Source organism: Stenotrophomonas sp. RS-48 (assembly GCF_030053245.1).
In the GTDB taxonomy this organism is placed as follows: domain Bacteria; phylum Pseudomonadota; class Gammaproteobacteria; order Xanthomonadales; family Xanthomonadaceae; genus Stenotrophomonas; species Stenotrophomonas maltophilia_P.
The window spans coordinates 1-17,376 of the sequence record NZ_JASGBV010000014.1; the positions used below are offsets into that span (position 1 = coordinate 1).

Consider the following 17,376-nt stretch of genomic DNA (forward strand, 5'->3'; position numbering starts at 1 on the left):
GGTTCACTGCGTCGGCCAGCTGATCCGGCGGCAGCAGGCCCTGGTCGAGCAGGAAGTTGTTGAACGCCAGGCGGTCGAACTTCGCGCCCAGTGCCAGTTCGGTCTGCATGCGCAGCTCCAGGATGCGGGTGTAGCCATAGAAGTAGCTGCCCGCCTGACCGGGCATGCGCACGGTGTAGCGGTCCAGCTCCTGGGTGGCCATGGCCTTGGACAGGCCGACCTGTTCGATCAGCACCCGTTGGCCGTTTGCACGGTCGGTCAGGCCGAGGTTGAGCATCGGATCAAGCATCGCGCGCGCGGCGCGCAGCAGGCGGAACTGCAGGGCGATCATCTGCCCGTCCAGAGGCTCGTACGGCACCATCTCCGCTTCGGCGTACAGCGCCCAGCCTTCCACGTTCACCGAATTGAACGCGAACATGGTGCGCGCCAGCGAGACGCCCCGCTCGACCATCGCGGTGAACTGCAGCTCATGGCCGGGACGGCCCTCATGCGCGCTCAGGGTCCACGTGGCCGCACCGAAGTTGAAGTCGTCGTACTGGGCGCCGGCACCGGCCGCCGGGTTGCCCAATGGCAGCACGAAGGTGCCCTGCTGTCCGGTGTTGTTCACCAGCGGTGCCGGCAGGAAATGCGGTGCCGGGCTGGCGGCGCTCTCGGCAGCCGAACCCAGGCGCATCTGCATGGCGCGCTTGGGCACGTCGACAATGCCGTGCTCGCGGATCAGTGGATCGATGGCGTCGATCACCTTGCGATAGTGGCCTTCGAGCTGGTCGTCGGCGATCTTGTCGGCCTTCAGTGCGCGGATCACGGCGACCGGATCGGTGGGATCGGCGACCTTCAGGCCCTTCTCCTTCACCACCAGCGGCGCCAGCTGCTGCATCGCCGAGCGGGTTTCCATGAACTCCAGCTGGGCACGCTGCATCAGCAGCTTCGGGTCGATGTCGATGCCGACCTGCTTGAGCTGGTATGCGTAGAGCGGCGCCGGCAGGCGCGTGTCGGTACGCGCCTTCGGCAGCACCTCCTTGCGCGTCCAGGCCGCGTACTCCTTCATCTGCCCCGCCAGGGCCCTCATCGCTTCATCGGCACCGCTGATCTGGTACTTCTTCAGCAGCGACTCGATGCCGCTGATGTAGGTCTCGACGTTGTCCAGCGACTGCTGCACTTCGATCTTCGTCGGCTGCAGCAGCGCGCTGTCCTTCAGGCGTTCTTCGTAGCGCTGGCGCGCCAGCGTGGTGAAGGCGGTGCCGCCCGGCGTCAGCCCGGCGTACGCCTTGAGGCGATCAAGCGCCTTGGCCCGGCGCTCGGCCGGCACCTGGTCGGACAGCAGAAGATTGAGGCCGCTGAACACCGTCTGCGGCGCATCGGTCCACGGCAGCAGGTACTTGTCGTTGAGCTCGCTGCCCTCGATGTTCTGGTTGGCGGCGTGGATCATGATCTGCAGGTCCTGGCGGACGTTGGGATCCTTCTCCGTAGCCAGCCGGGTCTGCAGCTCGTCGCGCGCCTTGGCTGTCGCGGCGCGGTAGCGCGCGCCATTGTCCGGGCCGAGGTCGGCCACCTTGTCGTCATAGCCCGGCACGCCGAAGAAGCCGGTCTGCTCGGGCTGGAACGGTCCCTGCGCGTCGAGCAGGATCTGCGCCAGCGCATTGCTGCGCGCGACCCAGGCGGGGCTGGCAGGCGTGGTGGCCTTGGCGGCCGGTGCGGCCAGGGCCGGGGGGGCGGACAGCAGCGGTGCAGCGGTCAGGGCCAGGGCGACGGCCAGCGCGATCGGCTTCATGAAGCACTCCAGGACAGGGTTGCCCGCACCCTACGCGCTCATGGCGATGGCGACAATCGGTGGGAAGTCATGGCGCCGGTCAGAACGCGGCCGTCATCGGGCAGCCACCGCGCTCGCGGCAGGCCTGCAGTTCGCACTCCTGCGCAGCCTCCTCATCGTCCAGCGCGGTCAGATCGAAGGTCTGTTTGTCCGCACCCAGCACATACATCACCGGGTAGTCCCAGACATCGTCGCGGCGGATGCCCTGCACGAACAGGCGACCATGCGCATGGGTCCCTTCCAGCGACACGGTCAGGCCCACATCGCGCTCACCGGTGATCGCGGTCTGCATGCTGCCCAATGGCAGCGAGCCGGCGCGCAGCGGTTCGCCGAAGGCCTCCACCAGCTCGATGCTGCATCCGGCGCGCCGCATCGCCTCACGCATCGGCGGACTCTCGCGTGCGGCTTCGCCCCAGCGCATCACACTCCATGCCGCGGAACCGCCCAGTACGCCCAGGAACACCACCACGGTCAGTGGCATCGCCCATCGCCAGTGACGGCGCCACCAGCCGGGGGGATGGGCGGGATGGCCAGGAACAGGGGGTGGCAGGTGGTTCATCGGCGGGCTCCTTCCCGGTTGTGACTCAGGGTTTCAGGCAACGTCCCAGGAACGCTTCCGCCACACGGTAGCGGTGCAGCGCATCGGCACCGGACAGGCCATGCTTGGCGCCCGGGTAGGTCATCAGTTCGAAGGGCTGGCCGCGCTTCTGCAGCGCACTCATCAGGCTGGTCGAATTGGTGAACAGCACGTTGTCATCGGCCATGCCGTGGATCAGCAGCAGGGGTGAGCGCAGTCCGTCGATGTGGGTCAGCACGCGCGCTTCGCGATAACCGGCCTCGTTGCGTGCCGGCAGATCCATGTAGCGTTCGGTGTAATGGCTGTCGTACAGCCCCCAGTCGGTGACCGGTGCACCGGCCACGCCGCAGGCATAGCTGTCGGACGCCTTGGCCAGCAGCATCAGGGTCATGTAACCGCCGTTGGACCAGCCCTGCACGCCGATGCGCGCGGGGTCGACCCAGGGCTGCTGCTTCAGCCATGCCACGCCGCGCAGCTGGTCGGTCACCTCCACCGTGCCCTGCCTGCCATAGAGCGCGCCGCCGAACTCACGGCCACGCCGTGGGGTGCCACGGTTGTCGAGCGAGAACACCACGTAGCCCTGCTGCGCCAGGTACTGGTTGAACAGATGATCGCCACGTCCGGGCCAGCTGTCGGTGACGGTCTGGCTGGCCGGGCCGCCATAGACGTACACCGCCACCGGATAGCGCTTGGAGGGATCGAAGCCGGCAGGCTTGATCAGGCTGTAGTTGAGCGGCGTCCGGCCATCGGCAGCGGTCAGGGTGCCGAATTCGACCGGTCGCTGCGCATCGCGATAGCGCGCGTAGGGATGCTTGGGATCGGCCAGATCATTGTCCACCAGCGTCGCGATCTTCTCACCGTTGGCGCGGTACAGCTCGATCTGCGGCGGTGTGGTGCTGTTGGACCAGCTGTCGACATAGACACTGGCGTTGCGCGCGAAGCTGGCGCTGTGCATGCCCGGCGCCTTGGACAGCCGCTGTGGCGCCTGTCCGCCCTGCAGCGGGACGGAGTAGATCTGGCTCTCGCGCGACGTCTCGATGCCGGCGCGGAAATAGGCCTTGCCGGCCGCTTCATCCACAGCCAGGAGTTCATCCACGGGCCAGTCACCGTGGGTCAGCGCGGTGGCCTTGCCCGTGCTGTCGATGCGGTACAGATGCTGGAAGCCGGTACGCTCGGACGACCACAGCATGCTGCCGTCCTGCAGGAAGCGCAGGCTGTTGTGCAGTGGCACCCAGGTGGGGCTGGTTTCATGGGCAAGCACGCGCTGACGGTTTGAGTCCAATGCCACTTCCACCAGATCCAGCTGCCTCTGGTCACGCGACTGGCGCTGGAACGTCAGGTGCTGGGCATCACGCCAATCCACGCGCGCCAGGTAGATGTCCTGTTCCTTGCCCAGGTCGATCCAGCGCGGCTGTGCCGCGGCGGCCGGCGCGATCACGCCCAGCTGCACGCGCACATTGGCATCGCCGGCGGCCGGGTAACGCTGTTCGATGACATCGGTGCGGTCTGCATAGACCTCGTAGCGCTTCTGTACCGGTACCGGTGCTTCGTCGATGCGGGCGAAGGCGATGGCCGAATCATCCGGCGCCCACCAGTAGCCGGTGTGGCGGTCCATTTCCTCGTCGGCCACGAACTCGGCCACACCGTTGCCGATGGTGGCGCTGCCGTCGCCGGTCAGCTGCAGCTGGCTGCCATTGGCCAGATCGATCACCCACAGGTTGCGGCCGCGGATGAAGCTGACGAAGCCGCCTTTCGGCGACAGCTTGGCGTCGGTGGCAAAGCCTTCGCCGTGGGTCAGCTGGCGTACTGCTGCCGGACCCTGCTGCTTCAGGTCGTACAGGTAGAGCTCGCCGCCGAGCGGGAACAACAGGCGCTGTGCGTCCGGCGACCACTGGTAATCGACGATGCCGGTCATCGCCGCGATGCGCTGGCGCTCGCGGCGGGCCTTCTCCTCGTCGCTGAGGGTCTCGGTGCCCGGCAGCACCACCTTGGAGTCGACCAGCAGGCGGGTCTGGCCGCTGGCGATGTCGTAGGTCCACAGATCCAGCTGGTTGCGGTCACTGTCCTTGCCGCGCAGGAAGCTGACCTGCGAACCGTCCGGAGCGACCTTGGGCTTCATCAGGGTCGGCCCGGACAGCGGCAATGGACCGGTGATGGCTTCCAGCGTCAGTTTTTCAGCGTGGGCGGCAGTACTGGTGGCGAGCATGAGGGCAAGCGAAGCGAACAGGTGGCGCATGGAGGATCCCGGCAAACGGCAGGTCCGCCACCGCAGCATGTGCGGTGGCGATCAGCCCCCATCCTAACCAAGCCCGTGCTGGAAGGCAGCATGACCTTCTGCCCATGGCAGGGACCGGGCACGGCACATCGGCCGTTGACGGGCGGGTAGCGCCGGGCCATGCCCGGCGAGCGCAGCGGCCTGCGCAGGACCCTCAGCGCTGGCCGAACAGATGCTTGCGCTCATCATCGCTGAGCGGCTTGCCGGCGTTCGGATTGACCTGCTGGCGCAGCGCATACGCCCGCTGGGTGGCCGGGCGCGCGGCGATGGCCTGATGCCAGCGCTTGAGGTTCGGGAAGGCATCGAAATCTGCCGGCAGCGCGTCGTAGGCACCGACCCACGGATAGCTGGCCATGTCGGCGATGGTGTACTCCTCGCCGGCCAGGAAGGCATGCCCGGCCAGCCGCTTGTCCATCACCCCATGCAGGCGCCGCACCTCGCTGTCGTAGCGCTCGATGGCGTAAGGAATCTTCTGCGGTGCGTAGACATTGAAATGCCCCATCTGGCCGCTCATCGGGCCCAGCCCGGCCATCTGCCAGAACAGCCATTCCAGCGTGGCGATGCGGCCACGCGCATCGGTGGGCAGGAAGCGACCGGTCTTCTCGGCCAGGTACAGCAGGATCGCACCGGATTCGAACACGCTCTGCGGCGCGCCGCCGTCAGCCGGCGCATGATCGACGATGGCCGGCATCTTGTTGTTGGGCGAGATCGCCAGGAAGTCCGGCTTGAACTGGTCGCCCGATCCGATGTTGACCGGGTGGATGCGGTACTCCAGCCCGCATTCCTCCAGCATCAGGGTGACTTTATGGCCGTTCGGGGTAGGCCAGTAATACAGATCGATCATGGCAGCGGCTCGGGTGCGGTAAGGAACCTGAAGTCTAGTGCGGGAGTTGGCTTGGCACCGTCATGGCGGGCCGGTAACCTCGCTCCTCCCCCGCAACGCACTGTCCTGCATGTCCCCCCAACGCCCCCTCTCCCCGCTGTCCTCGCTGATCTTCGCCTCGCGCTGGCTGCAGCTGCCGTTGTACCTGGGCCTGATCGTCGCCCAGGGTGTCTACGTGTTCCTGTTCGGCAAGGAACTGTGGCACCTGATCTCCCACTCGGCCTCGATGGGCGAACAGCAGATCATGCTGATCGTGCTGGGCCTGATCGACGTGGTGATGATTTCCAACCTGCTGGTGATGGTGATCGTCGGCGGTTATGAAACCTTCGTCTCGCGCCTGCGGCTGGAAGGCCATCCCGACCAGCCGGAATGGTTGAGCCACGTCAATGCCAGCGTCCTGAAGGTGAAGCTGGCGATGGCGATCATCGGCATTTCCTCGATCCACCTGCTCAAGACCTTCATCGCCAGCGGTTCGCTGGGCGGCCTGCCGCTGTGCGCGCCGGAACTGATGAACGTCGCCGCTGCCAACATCGGTGCCGCCAGGTGCTCGACCTTCACCGAGCAGGGCGTGCTCTGGCAGACCATCATCCACTGCGTGTTCATCCTCTCGGCGATCGGCATCGCCTGGACCGACAAGCTGATGTCCAACAGCCACGACAAGGCACAGGCGCATTGAGGCGCTGGCCGGTGGTGGCGCGGACGCCACCGCCGGTCGTCGCTGCCGCCCTTGTACGCAGCGCTGGCGGGGATGCTAGATTGCTTCCTCGCCGTTGCCGGCGGTGGCGTCGGGAAACGCCACCCTGCCGTGCTCGGACCCACGGTCCCGGCCATGCATATCAATGATTTACGTAACGTCGTCTTCTTAGAGGGGAGCAGGATGTCGCACGTCACAACGATCACCGCCGCGCGCCGGTGGCTGCCGGTTGCCCTGGTACTGACCCTGGCCGCCTGCTCGGGCAAGGAAGAAACGCCTGCCCCTGCCCCGGCAGGATCGCCTGCCGCTGCGGCGCCGGCGACACCGGTAGTGGCCGCCAAGGTGCAGTCGATGGGCACCGAGCAGCTGCGCGAGTCGGCCAGCCAGGCGCTGCGCGAGAACCGCATGTACGCCCCGGCCGGCGACAACGCCATCGAGTACTACCTGGCCCTGCGCGACAAGACGCCGGACGATGCCGCGGTGAAAAGTGCGCTGACCGACCTGCTGCCCTACACCCTGATCGCGGCCGAGCAGCATCTGGGCCGCGAGGACTTCACCGAGGCGCAGCGCCTGGTCGCCCTGATCGAGAAGGTGGATGCCTCCGCACCGGCCCTGCCACGCCTGAAGGACGGCCTGGCCAAGGGTGTGGAGAACGCGGCCAAGCGCACCGAGTCGGAAGCGGAGCGGGCCAAGAAGGACGCCGAGGACCGTACCCGGCAACAGGCCGAGCAGCAGCGCCTGGCCGAGCAGCGTGCCAAGGAAGCCGATGCGGCCAGGCAGATCGCCGCACAGCAGGATGCCGCCCGCCGTGACAGCGAGCGCGAGGAAGCCGAGCGCCAGGCCGCCGCACGGCGTGAAGCGGAGCAGAAGCAGCAACAGGCCGCTGCGCAGCAGGCCAATGCCGCACGCCAGGCACCTGCCGCCGCGCCCAGCCTGCGTCCGGTCAGTACGCCGGCCCCCCGCTATCCGGCCGACGCCCTGCGCGCTGGCACGTCCGGCGAGGTACTGGTGGAGATCACCGTGGGTACCGACGGCTCGGTGGTGAACGCCCGCGTGCTGCGTGCGACGCCCGCGCGCATCTTCGACCGCGAAGCCATGAACGCCGTGAAGCGCTGGCGTTTCGAGCCGGTCAGCGCTCCGGTCACCACCCGCCGCACTCTGGTGTTCGCGCCGGGCGGCTGAGCCGGGACATCCCCGCCAACGATCACGACAAGGCCCGGTCTGTCCGGGCCTTGTTCGTATCAGCGCCCGCCGTCGATCAGGTGCTGCAGGGCCGGATCGCGTGCCCTCAGGATGCGGAACAGGCCCAACGCATGCAGACCCGGCAGCAGCGCGCGCAGGTCGGCTTCCGCCGCTGCCCGGGACGCAGGGCTGCCGGCGGGATCCTGCCAGTCGCGGACGCTGGCAAGGAAAGCGCCCACGCTGCCCTTGCGCACGGTGACGCCGTTGGCCACCACGTCGTTCTGATGGTCAGGGAGGATGTCTTGAGGCTGCATGAGGAACTCCTTTCGGCGGGTGGAGTGCAGTGTGGACGCTCCTGTCTGCCGGATCTGCCGTATAACTGCCAGTTGATATGGCATATCAGACATCCCCCGCCCTGATTGACCCGCCCCTGGTCGACACCGCCCGAGGGCCGGTGCTGCTGACCGCGCAACTGGCCCTGGACCGTCCACGCCGGACCGCCCGGCACCAGCACGCCCGCGGGCAGCTGCTGGGGGCGCGACAGGGCCTGCTGCGGATCGAGGCAGGCGACCTGCACTGGCTGCTGCCAGCCGGCCATATGGCGTGGGTTCCTCCCGGACTGCCGCATGCGCTGGCCAGCATCGGCCCGTTCAATGGCTGGAGCCTGTACCTCGACGCAGCGACCTGCACGCGACTCCCGGCACGCCCACGCATCGTGCAACCGGGCGCCCTGCTGCAGGCGGCCGTGGATCGCGCGCTGCGCTGGGCGCCCGCACCGCTCGACGCGGTGCAGGAGCGTCTTGCCGGCGTCATTGCCGATGAGATCGACGCCAGCACACCGCTGCCGCTGGCCTTGCCGCAGCCACGCGATCGGCGCCTGCGGCGCGTCGCTGCGGCGTTGGCGCGTGCACCACAGGACACCCGCAGCGTCGAGGCCTGGTCCCTTGCCATGGGACTGTCCAGCCGCACACTTGCGCGCCACTGGCGGGCCGAAACCGGCATGACACTCAGCCAATGGCGCCAGCGCCTGCGCGTCCTGTTGGCCCTGCCGCGCCTGCTGGCCGGGGAACCGGTGATCAGCGTGGCGCTGTCGCTCGGCTACGACACCCCCAGCGCCTTCATCGCCGTGTTCAAGCGCGAGATGGGGGTGACGCCTGCGCGGTATGCAGAGGGCTGACGTATTCAGCACTTCCTCTGCCTGCGTTCGCGCCCCAGACTGCATGCTGATTTCAGGATGGGCACAGATGAAGTACGACGACGCCAGCTGGCATTCCGGCGGTGACTTCCCCGCAGATCTTCCGGCTGAGGCCGGAGCCACTCACATTGGCATGTACCTGGCATGGCTGCTGCTACAGGGCATGGAAAATGAAGAGCTCGCCGAGGATTCAGAAGAGGACCTGCAGGCACTGCGGGAGCGCAGAACGACCCCCGGCCGGTTCCTGCTGGAATACAGCGATGGCAAATTCGTCGATGACCTGATCAGTGATGAGGCCAACACGTTCACTGCCGCATACTACGACCTCGAGGATAGCCAGTATCTCGAAGACTATGAGGAACACCTGGGAGCCGATGTCCCGGATCTGTACCACGTCGCCGATACCTGGGAGAACTTTGACCGACTGGCCCCGGTGATCGCCCGGCGCTTCGCCGCCTGGCAGGCAAGGCGAACCTGAAAACAGCGAGGCCCGGAATGACCGGGCCTCGTTCCCTATCCGCCGGGCAGGGCCCGGCGCTTCCACTGGCGGTCAGCCGGAAATCGCCAGGCGTTCGTTGTGGTAGCGGCGCACGGCGGCAAACCACAGCAGTGCGGCCAGACCGAGACTGGCGCCCAGATAGATCGCCCAGACGCTGGGACTGATCACTTCGTGGCGGATGACCTTCAGCAGCATCTGGTTCTGCGACAGGAACGGCACTGCGTACTGCCACAGCTCGCTCTTCAGCGGGTAAGCGACCAGCGCGTAGCCGGGCAGCATCGGCAGCAGCATCAGCCAGGTCATGTGGCTCTGCGCTTCCTTCATGCTCTTGGCCGCCGCCGACAGGAAGGTCAGCAGCGAGGTACCGATCAGCAGCATCGGCAGCATCACCAGCAGCATCTGCAGCATCGACCCGACATTCATGTTGAACTGGCGGCCGATGTTGCCCGGGGCGATCTGCGCGCTGACCTTGAAAGCCACCAGGGTCAACAGCAGCGACGCGAAGCCGACCACGCAGGCGGCGGCGATCTTGCCACTGACGATCGCGCTGCGAGAGCCGGGCGTTGCCAGCAGGGGCTCGAGTGACTGCCGCTCGCGTTCGCCAGCGGTGGCGTCCATCACCAGATAGGCGCCGCCGATGAACGAGGTCAGGGTCAACAGCACCGGCAGCAGCATCGACAGGATCATGCCCCGTTTCGCTTCGGCACTGGCCAGATCCTGGCTGCCCACGTCCAGCGGACGCGCGACCTGGGCATCCACGCCGCGTGCCATCAGCCGCAGTGCGCCCACCTGACCGTTGTAGGTGGCCAGCGCCGCTTCCAGGCGTGCGCTGGGCACTTCGCCGGCACGCCGGGTGCTGTCCTTGATCACCTCCACCAGCGCCGGCCTGCCCGCGGCCCAGTCCTCGCCGAAGTCATCGCTGATGCGCAGCGCGACGTCGATGTCCTGGTTGCGGATGGCCGCAGCCAGGTCCTTGGGTGCTGCACTGGCGTTGAGCCCCTGCGCGGCCAGGAAGCGGACCAGGTTCGGTGCGTTGTCCGCGCCGATGGTCGGAATCTGCAGCGGTTGCTCGATCTGCGTGCGCACGCGGCTCTCGGCCAGCTTGCCCATGCCCAGCAGCAGCACCGGGTACAGCAGCGGACCGAACAGCAGGGTCAGCATCAGCGTGCGGCGGTCGCGGGAGAGATCACGCAGCTCCTTGCGCATCACCGTCATCAGGGTCGACATCATGCTCATGCGTGCAGGCCCTCTTCGCTGCCGATCAGTTTCACGAACGCATCTTCCAGATTGGCTTCGCCGGACTGCGCGCGCAGCTCATCGGCACTGCCGGCAGCCATGACCGTGCCCTTGGCGATGATCACGATGTGGTCGCACAGTGCAGCCACCTCCTGCATGATGTGGCTGGACAGAATCACGCACCGCCCTTCCTCACGAAGTCCCAGCAGGAACCGGCGCAGTGCACGGGTGGTCATCACATCCAGGCCGTTGGTCGGCTCGTCGAGAATCACATTGCGCGGATCGTGCACGAGTGCGCGCGCGATCGCGGTCTTGGTGCGCTGGCCCTGCGAGAAGCCATCGGTCTGGCGGTCGAGGATGTCGCCCATGTCCAGCGCCTGCGACAGCACGTCGATGCGCTCGCGGATGCGTGCTTCGGACAGGCCGTGCAGCCGGCCGAAATAGGCGATGTTCTCGCGCGCGGTCAACCGCTTGTAGACGCCCCGCGCATCCGGCAGCACGCCCAGGTGGCGACGCACCTCCACGGGATTGCGCGCGGCATCGATGCCATCGACGCTGATGCTGCCCTGGTCAGGCGTCATCAGGGTGTACAGCATGCGCATGGTGGTGGTCTTGCCGGCACCGTTCGGGCCAAGCAGACCGGTGATGCGACCGTCCTCGGCGCGGAAGCCGACATCGGCCACTGCCTGGATGCGGCCGGTGCGGGTATCGAAGGCCTTGTGCAGGTTGTCGGCGACGATCATGGTTCCCATCCGTTGAACGAGGTGAACGCCGGCACGTAGCTCAGCGTATCCAGGCAGCTGGCATCCAGCGCCTTGGCATCGGTGCTGTCGATGAACTGGCCCAGCAGGCGGGGCATGCAGCCGGCGGAAAGCGTGCCGTGGCCCTGGCCGCGCGCGACCAGTGCGCGCCCCTGCGGCAGCCCCTTGAGCACCTGTGCGGCGTAGCGCGGTGGCGTGACCGGGTCCAGTTCACCGGACAGCAGCAGCGCCGGCACCTCACTGCGCAGCGGTGCGGCATCCGCGGCGGGGGCCGCGGTGTGCGGCCAGACAGCACACGGCGCGAAGAAGGCGCTGGCCACCTCGTTGCCGAACAGGCGCTCGGCATTGGCGGCTGGCGCGTGGTAGCGCGGAGCGTCCTCGCTGCAGATCACCGACCACTGCATGCCGCGGTTGATCTGGAAACCCATGCTGCGGTTGGCACCGCGTGCCAGCGAGGCGAGCGGCGCGTAGCGGCCCTGCGCAGCCTCGTCCAGCACCAGCGGCAACAGCGAGGCGTACTGCGGAACATAGGAGAAGGCGAACGCCAGCCCCATCACGCTGTCCGGCGTCAGCACGTCGCGCCGCGGCGCGTTCGTGCCGGGGTCGCGGTAGTCAACGGTCACCGGCGCGGCGCGCAGCGTATCGAGCACGCCGCGCAGCTGCCTGCTGGTGTCGCTCGGAAAGCGCTTGCTGCACGCCGGGTCCTTACGGCACTGGGCCGACTGCAGATTGATCGCGTCTTCGAAGGTATTGGCGAAGTCACCCCCGACCACCAGCTCGTTCGGAACGACGCCGTCGATGACGATGCTGCGGGTGTGCTGCGGATAGGCCGCGGCATAGCGCTGGGCCACGCGGGTTCCGTAGGAACCACCCACCAGGTTCAGCGCATCCACGCCCAGCGCCTGGCGCACGGCATCCAGATCGGCAACGGCGTCGCGGGTGGTGTAGAACCGCGCATCGGCACGTCCCTGCAAAGAGCTTGCGCAGCGCTGGGCGTAGTCGCGCAGCAGCGCCTCGCTGGGGGGGGCCTCTTCGTCGAACGCCAGTTCCTTGCCATCTGCGCCCAGGCAGCTGAGCGGGTTGGAGCCACCGGTGCCGCGCTGGTCGATCAGGAAGATGTCGCGTTGCTTGCGAACCTGGCGCAGGGCGGTATCGACGATGACCGCCACCTCGCTGGCCGCCTGCCCGGGCCCGCCGGCGAGGAAGAACACCGGATCCGGTTGGCCGGAGCCACTGTTGCCCGATTCCAGCCAGGCGATACGGAGGTTGATCTTCCGCCCTTGCGGCTGCGCCCTGTCCTCGGCCACCTGCAGGGTGGCGCACTGTGCCTCGACGTTGGCGCTTGCGCCCATCGTGGTCAATGTGCAGGGCTGGAAGTCGATCTGTCCGTAGCGGCGGCCGGGCGTTTCCGCCGCCGCATCGGCGCTGCCGGAAGGCGCTGCGCCGCAACCGGCAAGCAGCAGGCTGGCCAGCGCGCCGGCCAGTGCGAGGTGGTGTCTTTGCATCGTGCTCGTTTCCCCTGGAAGACGTTCCTGTCGACCACGACGGGCTGCCGCGGAAGATGTGACCCAACTTACACGGGCAGGAGGCTGGCGGCGATGGGCAATCGTCACTGGGAAGCCAGGCCCATGTCGGCCGGATCGAATGCGGCGTCGCATCATGGCGAGCAGCGCAGCCGTCGGCCACGCAGACTCATGGCGAACCCAGGAGATTCCCATGAACGCGTGGTACCTCAGCGGCCTCGATCACCGCCCCTTCCAGCACCTGTTCGAACAGAGCGACCGCGCGCTGGCTGCGCAGGGCATCCTGCGACGCTGGGCCGGGGATCGCGGCGGCCATCCGTGCCGGGTCAGCCTGTCCGACCCCCCAAGTGGCGCCGAACTGCTTCTGCTGCCCCATACCCACCTGGCCACGCACTCGCCCTATCGCGCGTCCGGTCCGATCTTCGTGCAGCGCGGCGCTACGCGCTGCGTCCTGCCCGCCGGGGTCGTTCCGCCCTACGTCGAGCGACGGCTGATCTCACTGCGCGCCTACGACGAGGATGCACTGATGATCAGCGGGCAGGTCTGCCCCGGCAACGAGGTCGGGGTACAGCTCGATGTGCTGTTCGCCGATCCCGCGGTGGCCTTCGTGCAGTTGCACAACGCAGGCTACGGGTGTTTTTCGTGCCAGGCGGACCGGGTGGATCAGGACGCGCTGACACACGGCGTCGCGTGATCGGCACCACGCACGACGCGTGACCTTCTGCGCATCCGTTCAGGCCTGCGTGAAGCCTGTGGGAAAGGCTTCACGCAGGCAGTCACGGAACGGCACTTCCAAGGTACCGCGCGATGCAGCGCACCTCGATACTCGCCGAGGTGCCGCCGACCGTCCGCTGCGCAGCGCAACGCCTGCGGTCACCGTTCCCATCGACGACCACAAGGATGCGCCATGTCATTCCGATCCACACGTGTTGTGCTGACCAGCTCATTCGCAGCCGCCGGCCTGATCTGCCTGGCCAGCAGCGCATTCGCGCACGGCACCATGACCACGCCGGCCAGTCGCGTCTACGCCTGTTTCCAGGGCAATCCGGAGAATCCAACCAACCCGGCCTGCGCCGCCGCGAAAGCACTCGCCGGCTCGCAGGCGTTCTACGACTGGAACGGCATCAACCAGGCCAACGCCAATGGCAACCATCAGGCCGTCGTACCCGACGGCACGCTGTGCAGCGGCAACAACCCGACCTTCCGCGGCCTGGATCTGAACCGCAGTGATTGGCAGACCACGCCGATCCAACCCGATGCGAACGGCAGGTTCACCTTCGTGTTCAAGGCCACCGCACCGCATGCCACGCGTGACTGGCGATTCTTCGTTACCCGCGAAGGCTGGACACCGGGCAGTCCTCTGCGCTGGGCGGACCTGCAGGAGTTCTGCACACTGGGCAACACCCCGCTGTCCGCCGATGGCACGTACAGGCTGCAGTGCCCGCTGCCACAGCGCACGGGCCAGCACGTGATCTACAACACGTGGCAGCGCGCGGATTCGACCGAAGCGTTCTACACCTGCATGGATGTGCGTTTCGAGGGCGGGAGCACTCCCCCGGCATCGCAGTGGCAGGATGCCGGCCCGCTCACCGCGCGTGGCGATCTGCCGGTCGGCACCGTCCTGGCGCTGCGCGTGTTCAACGCCAGCGGCAACGATGTGGAGCGGGTGGAGGCCACACTGGGCAGCGGCGAGACGGCGGCCGCGCAGTGGCCGCTGGTGCTGGCCCGCAAGGTCAATGGCGCCAGCCAGCACGCTCGGGTGGGCGTACTGTCCAACGGCACGATCACGCCGACGGCGTCGGCGACCGGCAACCGGGTCTATCTGAAAGAAGGCAACCGCTTCCAGCTGGACACCCGGGTACCCGATCCGGGCACGCCTTCGCCGGGCGGCGACTTCGACTACGTGTACCCGGCAGGCATCGGCAGCTATGTGCCCGGGCAGACCGTGGTGAAGGGCAGCGATGGCCGGCTGTACGCCTGCCGCCCGTTCCCTGAAGGCGCGTGGTGCAACGTCAACGCCGACGCGTACCGGCCGGGCGTGGGCGCAGCCTGGCGTGATGCCTGGGTGCCGTACTGAGACCGGCGCGGTCTGCGGGAGGTGGCTGGCGCCGCCTCTCCGCAGCGCACTCACTTGCTGCTGACGTACTTCTCGCGGCGGATCTGCGGGTTGCCCAGCCCGGCCGCCTTGAGCAGCTCGGCGCAGGCATCGACCATGTCCGGGTTGCCGCACAGGTAGGCGATATCGGTGGCCGGGTCCGGCGTGAAACCAGCCAGGGCCTGCTGCACGTAGCCATGATGGACGTCGGCGTGGGCCTGTTCCGGCAACTCCCGCGACAGGCACGGAACATAGCGGAAGTTCGCGTGTTTTTCGGCGAAACTGTAGAAATCTTCGCTGTACAGCAGTTCGCCCGGGCTGCGTGCACCCTGCAGCAGGACGACCTGCACGTCGCGCTCGGTCATGGCCCTTTCCAGCAGTGGCAGCATCGAGCGATAGGGGGTCACGCCGGTACCGGTGGCGATCAGCAGATAGCGCGCGTTGTGATCGCCGGGGTTCAGGCAGAACCGCCCGTACGGGCCGGACGCGCTGATCTGGCCGCCGGTTTCCAGCGCCTCGAACAGCGCTGTAGCGGCGCCGCCGGGCACGAAACTGACCGCGATATCCACGGCTTCGCCGGGCCCCAGTGCGTGATCATGCAGGGTGGCCAGGGAATAGCTGCGCTTGGTCTCGGTGCCATCGGCGTAGCTGAAATGGACCTGGATGAACTGGCCGGGCTGGAAATCCAGCGGCTGGCCATCGTCGCGCACGAACTGGTAGTGGCCGACGGTCGGAGCCAGCATGCGGCGGCCGACCAGCTTGAGGGGGAATTGAACAGGCACGACTTTTCGGGACAGTGTGTAGCCGGGGCAAGCCCTCGGGGTCTTCTATAATAGCCCTTCCCCGCCCCTCTCCAGCGCCAGCCCATAGGCGCGAAGGCTTCGAGCTTGGCATCCCTGAACGATACGGCGCCCGCCCTGCGCGTGCGCGACCTGCGCAAAACCTACGACAACGGAACCCAGGCCCTGAAGGGGGTCTCGCTGGAGGTCGCCCCGGGCGACTTCTTCGCCCTGCTGGGCCCCAACGGGGCTGGCAAGTCCACCCTGATCGGCATCATCAGCTCCCTGGTCAACCTCAGCGAGGGCCAGGTGGAGGTGTTCGGCAGCGACCTGGTGCGCAACCGCAGCGCGACCATGCGCCTGATCGGCCTGGTGCCGCAGGAGATCAACTTCAACCTGTTCGAAAAACCCTTCGACATTCTTGTGAACTACGCCGGCTTCTATGGCGTACCGCGCGAGGAAGCGGAGCAGCGCGCGGAAGAGGAACTCAAGCGTGCCCATCTGTGGGAGAAGGCGCAGGTGATGAGCCGCACCCTGTCCGGCGGCATGAAGCGCCGGCTGATGATCGCCCGCGCGATGATGACGCGTCCCCGCCTGCTGATCCTGGATGAGCCGACCGCGGGCGTGGACATCGAGATCCGCCGCGACATGTGGCGGGTGCTGAAGGAGATCAATGCGGCTGGCACGACGATCATCCTCACCACCCACTACCTGGAGGAGGCCGAGTACCTGTGCCGGCATCTGGCGATCATCAACCACGGCCGGATCGTCGAGCAGGGGCCGATGCGTGCGCTGCTGGCCAAGCTGGACGTGGAAGGCTTCCTGCTGGACATCGATGGCGATCTGCCGGTGCAGCTGCCGGCGATCGAGGGCGCAACCCTCAGCGCGCCCGACGCGCACACCCTGGACATCGACATGCCACGGGCGATGGATCTGAACCGCGTGTTCGCCGCGCTGAATGAAGCCGGCATCCGCGTGCGCTCGATGCGTACCAAGAGCAACCGACTGGAGGAGCTGTTCGTGCGCCTCACCGGCAACCAGGAGAAATCCGCATGAGCACCACCGAGCTGACCGATGGCCAGCGCAACCGCGTCGCGCTGCTGACCATCGTGCGCCGCGAAGTGACCCGGATCATGCGCATCTGGGGCCAGACGCTGGTGCCGCCGGCGATCACCATGACCCTGTACTTCCTCATCTTCGGCGGCCTGATCGGCTCGCGCGTGGGCGAGATGGGCGGGTACAGCTACATGCAGTTCATCGTGCCCGGGCTGGTCATGATGAGCGTGATCCAGAACAGCTACGGCAACATCAGCTCGTCCTTCTTCGGCGCCAAGTTCGGCCGCCACGTGGAAGAGCTGCTGGTGAGCCCGATGCCGAACTGGGTGATCCTGTGGGGTTACGTCGCCGGTGCGGTACTGCGCGGCCTGATGGTCGGCGTGATCGTGCTGATCATCGCGATGTTCTTCACCCCCGTGCGCATCCCGCACCCGCTGGTGACACTGACCACGGTGCTGCTGGGCGCCACCATCTTCTCGCTGGCCGGCTTCATCAATGCCGTGTACGCGAAGAAGTTCGACGACGTGGCGATCGTTCCGACCTTCATCCTGACCCCGCTGACCTATCTGGGCGGCGTGTTCTATTCGGTGAAGCTGCTGCCGGCCTGGGCTGAAGCAGCGACCCATGCGAACCCGATCTTCTACATGGTCAACGCGTTCCGCTACGGCCTGCTGGGCAGCAGTGACGTGCCGCTGTGGGTCGCGTACGCGCTGATGATCGGCTTCGTGGTGGTGCTGACGGCGGTGGCGCTGTGGCTGCTGCGCCGCGGCGTGGGCATGCGCAGCTGAGCGCCGATCGCCGGGGTCGCGAT

At 67.2% G+C, this 17,376-nt stretch carries 17 protein-coding genes; 8 read left to right on the forward strand and 9 right to left on the reverse strand.

Translation table 11 applies throughout. The annotated features are described in order from the left end of the window. The 4 genes from QMZ25_RS03225 to QMZ25_RS03240 all read right to left on the reverse strand — a co-directional run. On the reverse strand, window positions 1-1,771 hold a 1,771-nt coding region (locus QMZ25_RS03225; protein ID WP_283219115.1), incomplete at its 3' end, for a DUF885 domain-containing protein. A 79-nt stretch (window positions 1,772-1,850) separates the two neighbouring features. Continuing rightward, window positions 1,851-2,369, reverse strand: coding sequence for a cytochrome c oxidase assembly factor Coa1 family protein (locus tag QMZ25_RS03230; protein WP_279942690.1), 519 nt, complete (start codon window positions 2,367-2,369; stop codon window positions 1,851-1,853). A 25-nt stretch (window positions 2,370-2,394) separates the two neighbouring features. Continuing rightward, window positions 2,395-4,623 (reverse strand): S9 family peptidase, encoded by a 2,229-nt coding sequence (locus tag QMZ25_RS03235; protein ID WP_164150492.1) that lies wholly within the window; start codon window positions 4,621-4,623, stop codon window positions 2,395-2,397. 193 nt (window positions 4,624-4,816) lie between these two features. Further along, window positions 4,817-5,506, reverse strand: a complete 690-nt coding sequence (locus tag QMZ25_RS03240; protein ID WP_283219116.1) for a glutathione binding-like protein — start codon at window positions 5,504-5,506, stop codon at window positions 4,817-4,819. 109 nt (window positions 5,507-5,615) lie between these two features. Here QMZ25_RS03240 and QMZ25_RS03245 point away from each other — a divergent pair, with 109 nt between their 5' ends. Next, window positions 5,616-6,221, forward strand: coding sequence for a TIGR00645 family protein (locus tag QMZ25_RS03245; RefSeq protein ID WP_053519577.1), 606 nt, complete (start codon window positions 5,616-5,618; stop codon window positions 6,219-6,221). Between the two features lie 201 nt (window positions 6,222-6,422). Further along, the gene (locus QMZ25_RS03250) at window positions 6,423-7,421 is read left to right on the forward strand and encodes a TonB family protein (RefSeq protein ID WP_283219117.1); all 999 of its coding nucleotides are present in this window, start codon (window positions 6,423-6,425) and stop codon (window positions 7,419-7,421) included. A 59-nt stretch (window positions 7,422-7,480) separates the two neighbouring features. Here the strand turns inward: QMZ25_RS03250 and QMZ25_RS03255 are convergent, their stop codons facing one another. Then, on the reverse strand, window positions 7,481-7,735 hold the full coding sequence (locus tag QMZ25_RS03255; protein WP_197571746.1) for a hypothetical protein: 255 nt from the start codon (window positions 7,733-7,735) through the stop codon (window positions 7,481-7,483). Window positions 7,736-7,812: 77 nt separating this feature from the next. Here QMZ25_RS03255 and QMZ25_RS03260 point away from each other — a divergent pair, with 77 nt between their 5' ends. Continuing rightward, on the forward strand, window positions 7,813-8,598 hold the full coding sequence (locus QMZ25_RS03260; protein WP_180876502.1) for a helix-turn-helix transcriptional regulator: 786 nt from the start codon (window positions 7,813-7,815) through the stop codon (window positions 8,596-8,598). Window positions 8,599-8,665: 67 nt separating this feature from the next. Then, window positions 8,666-9,094: a hypothetical protein gene (locus QMZ25_RS03265; RefSeq protein ID WP_283219118.1), complete on the forward strand. Its 429-nt coding sequence runs from the start codon at window positions 8,666-8,668 to the stop codon at window positions 9,092-9,094. 72 nt (window positions 9,095-9,166) lie between these two features. On the opposite strand, the gene QMZ25_RS03270 is transcribed toward QMZ25_RS03265, so the two are convergent. The 3 genes from QMZ25_RS03270 to QMZ25_RS03280 are packed head-to-tail and all read right to left on the reverse strand — an operon-like array spanning window position 9,167 to window position 12,617. Beyond that, window positions 9,167-10,351 (reverse strand): ABC transporter permease, encoded by a 1,185-nt coding sequence (locus QMZ25_RS03270; protein ID WP_283219119.1) that lies wholly within the window; start codon window positions 10,349-10,351, stop codon window positions 9,167-9,169. Next, window positions 10,348-11,094: an ATP-binding cassette domain-containing protein gene (locus QMZ25_RS03275; RefSeq protein WP_065174298.1), complete on the reverse strand. Its 747-nt coding sequence runs from the start codon at window positions 11,092-11,094 to the stop codon at window positions 10,348-10,350. The genes QMZ25_RS03270 and QMZ25_RS03275 overlap by 4 nt, the downstream gene beginning before the upstream one ends. After that, window positions 11,091-12,617, reverse strand: a complete 1,527-nt coding sequence (locus tag QMZ25_RS03280; RefSeq protein ID WP_283219120.1) for an alpha/beta fold hydrolase — start codon at window positions 12,615-12,617, stop codon at window positions 11,091-11,093. The genes QMZ25_RS03275 and QMZ25_RS03280 overlap by 4 nt, the downstream gene beginning before the upstream one ends. Before the next feature lie 211 nt (window positions 12,618-12,828). Here QMZ25_RS03280 and QMZ25_RS03285 point away from each other — a divergent pair, with 211 nt between their 5' ends. Then, window positions 12,829-13,329: a DUF1203 domain-containing protein gene (locus QMZ25_RS03285; RefSeq protein ID WP_111187199.1), complete on the forward strand. Its 501-nt coding sequence runs from the start codon at window positions 12,829-12,831 to the stop codon at window positions 13,327-13,329. Between the two features lie 213 nt (window positions 13,330-13,542). Further along, entirely contained in the window at window positions 13,543-14,712 is a 1,170-nt protein-coding gene (locus tag QMZ25_RS03290) for a lytic polysaccharide monooxygenase (protein ID WP_283219121.1), read from the forward strand. A 50-nt stretch (window positions 14,713-14,762) separates the two neighbouring features. On the opposite strand, the gene QMZ25_RS03295 is transcribed toward QMZ25_RS03290, so the two are convergent. Further along, entirely contained in the window at window positions 14,763-15,512 is a 750-nt protein-coding gene (locus QMZ25_RS03295) for a ferredoxin--NADP reductase (protein WP_283219122.1), read from the reverse strand. 84 nt (window positions 15,513-15,596) lie between these two features. On the opposite strand from QMZ25_RS03295, the gene QMZ25_RS03300 reads away from it, so the two are divergent. Together QMZ25_RS03300 and QMZ25_RS03305 are read left to right on the forward strand one after the other, a co-directional pair. Then, window positions 15,597-16,565: an ABC transporter ATP-binding protein gene (locus tag QMZ25_RS03300; RefSeq protein WP_164150561.1), complete on the forward strand. Its 969-nt coding sequence runs from the start codon at window positions 15,597-15,599 to the stop codon at window positions 16,563-16,565. Further along, the gene (locus QMZ25_RS03305; RefSeq protein WP_053519566.1) at window positions 16,562-17,353 is read left to right on the forward strand and encodes an ABC transporter permease; all 792 of its coding nucleotides are present in this window, start codon (window positions 16,562-16,564) and stop codon (window positions 17,351-17,353) included. The genes QMZ25_RS03300 and QMZ25_RS03305 overlap by 4 nt, the downstream gene beginning before the upstream one ends. Window positions 17,354-17,376 lie beyond the last annotated feature (23 nt).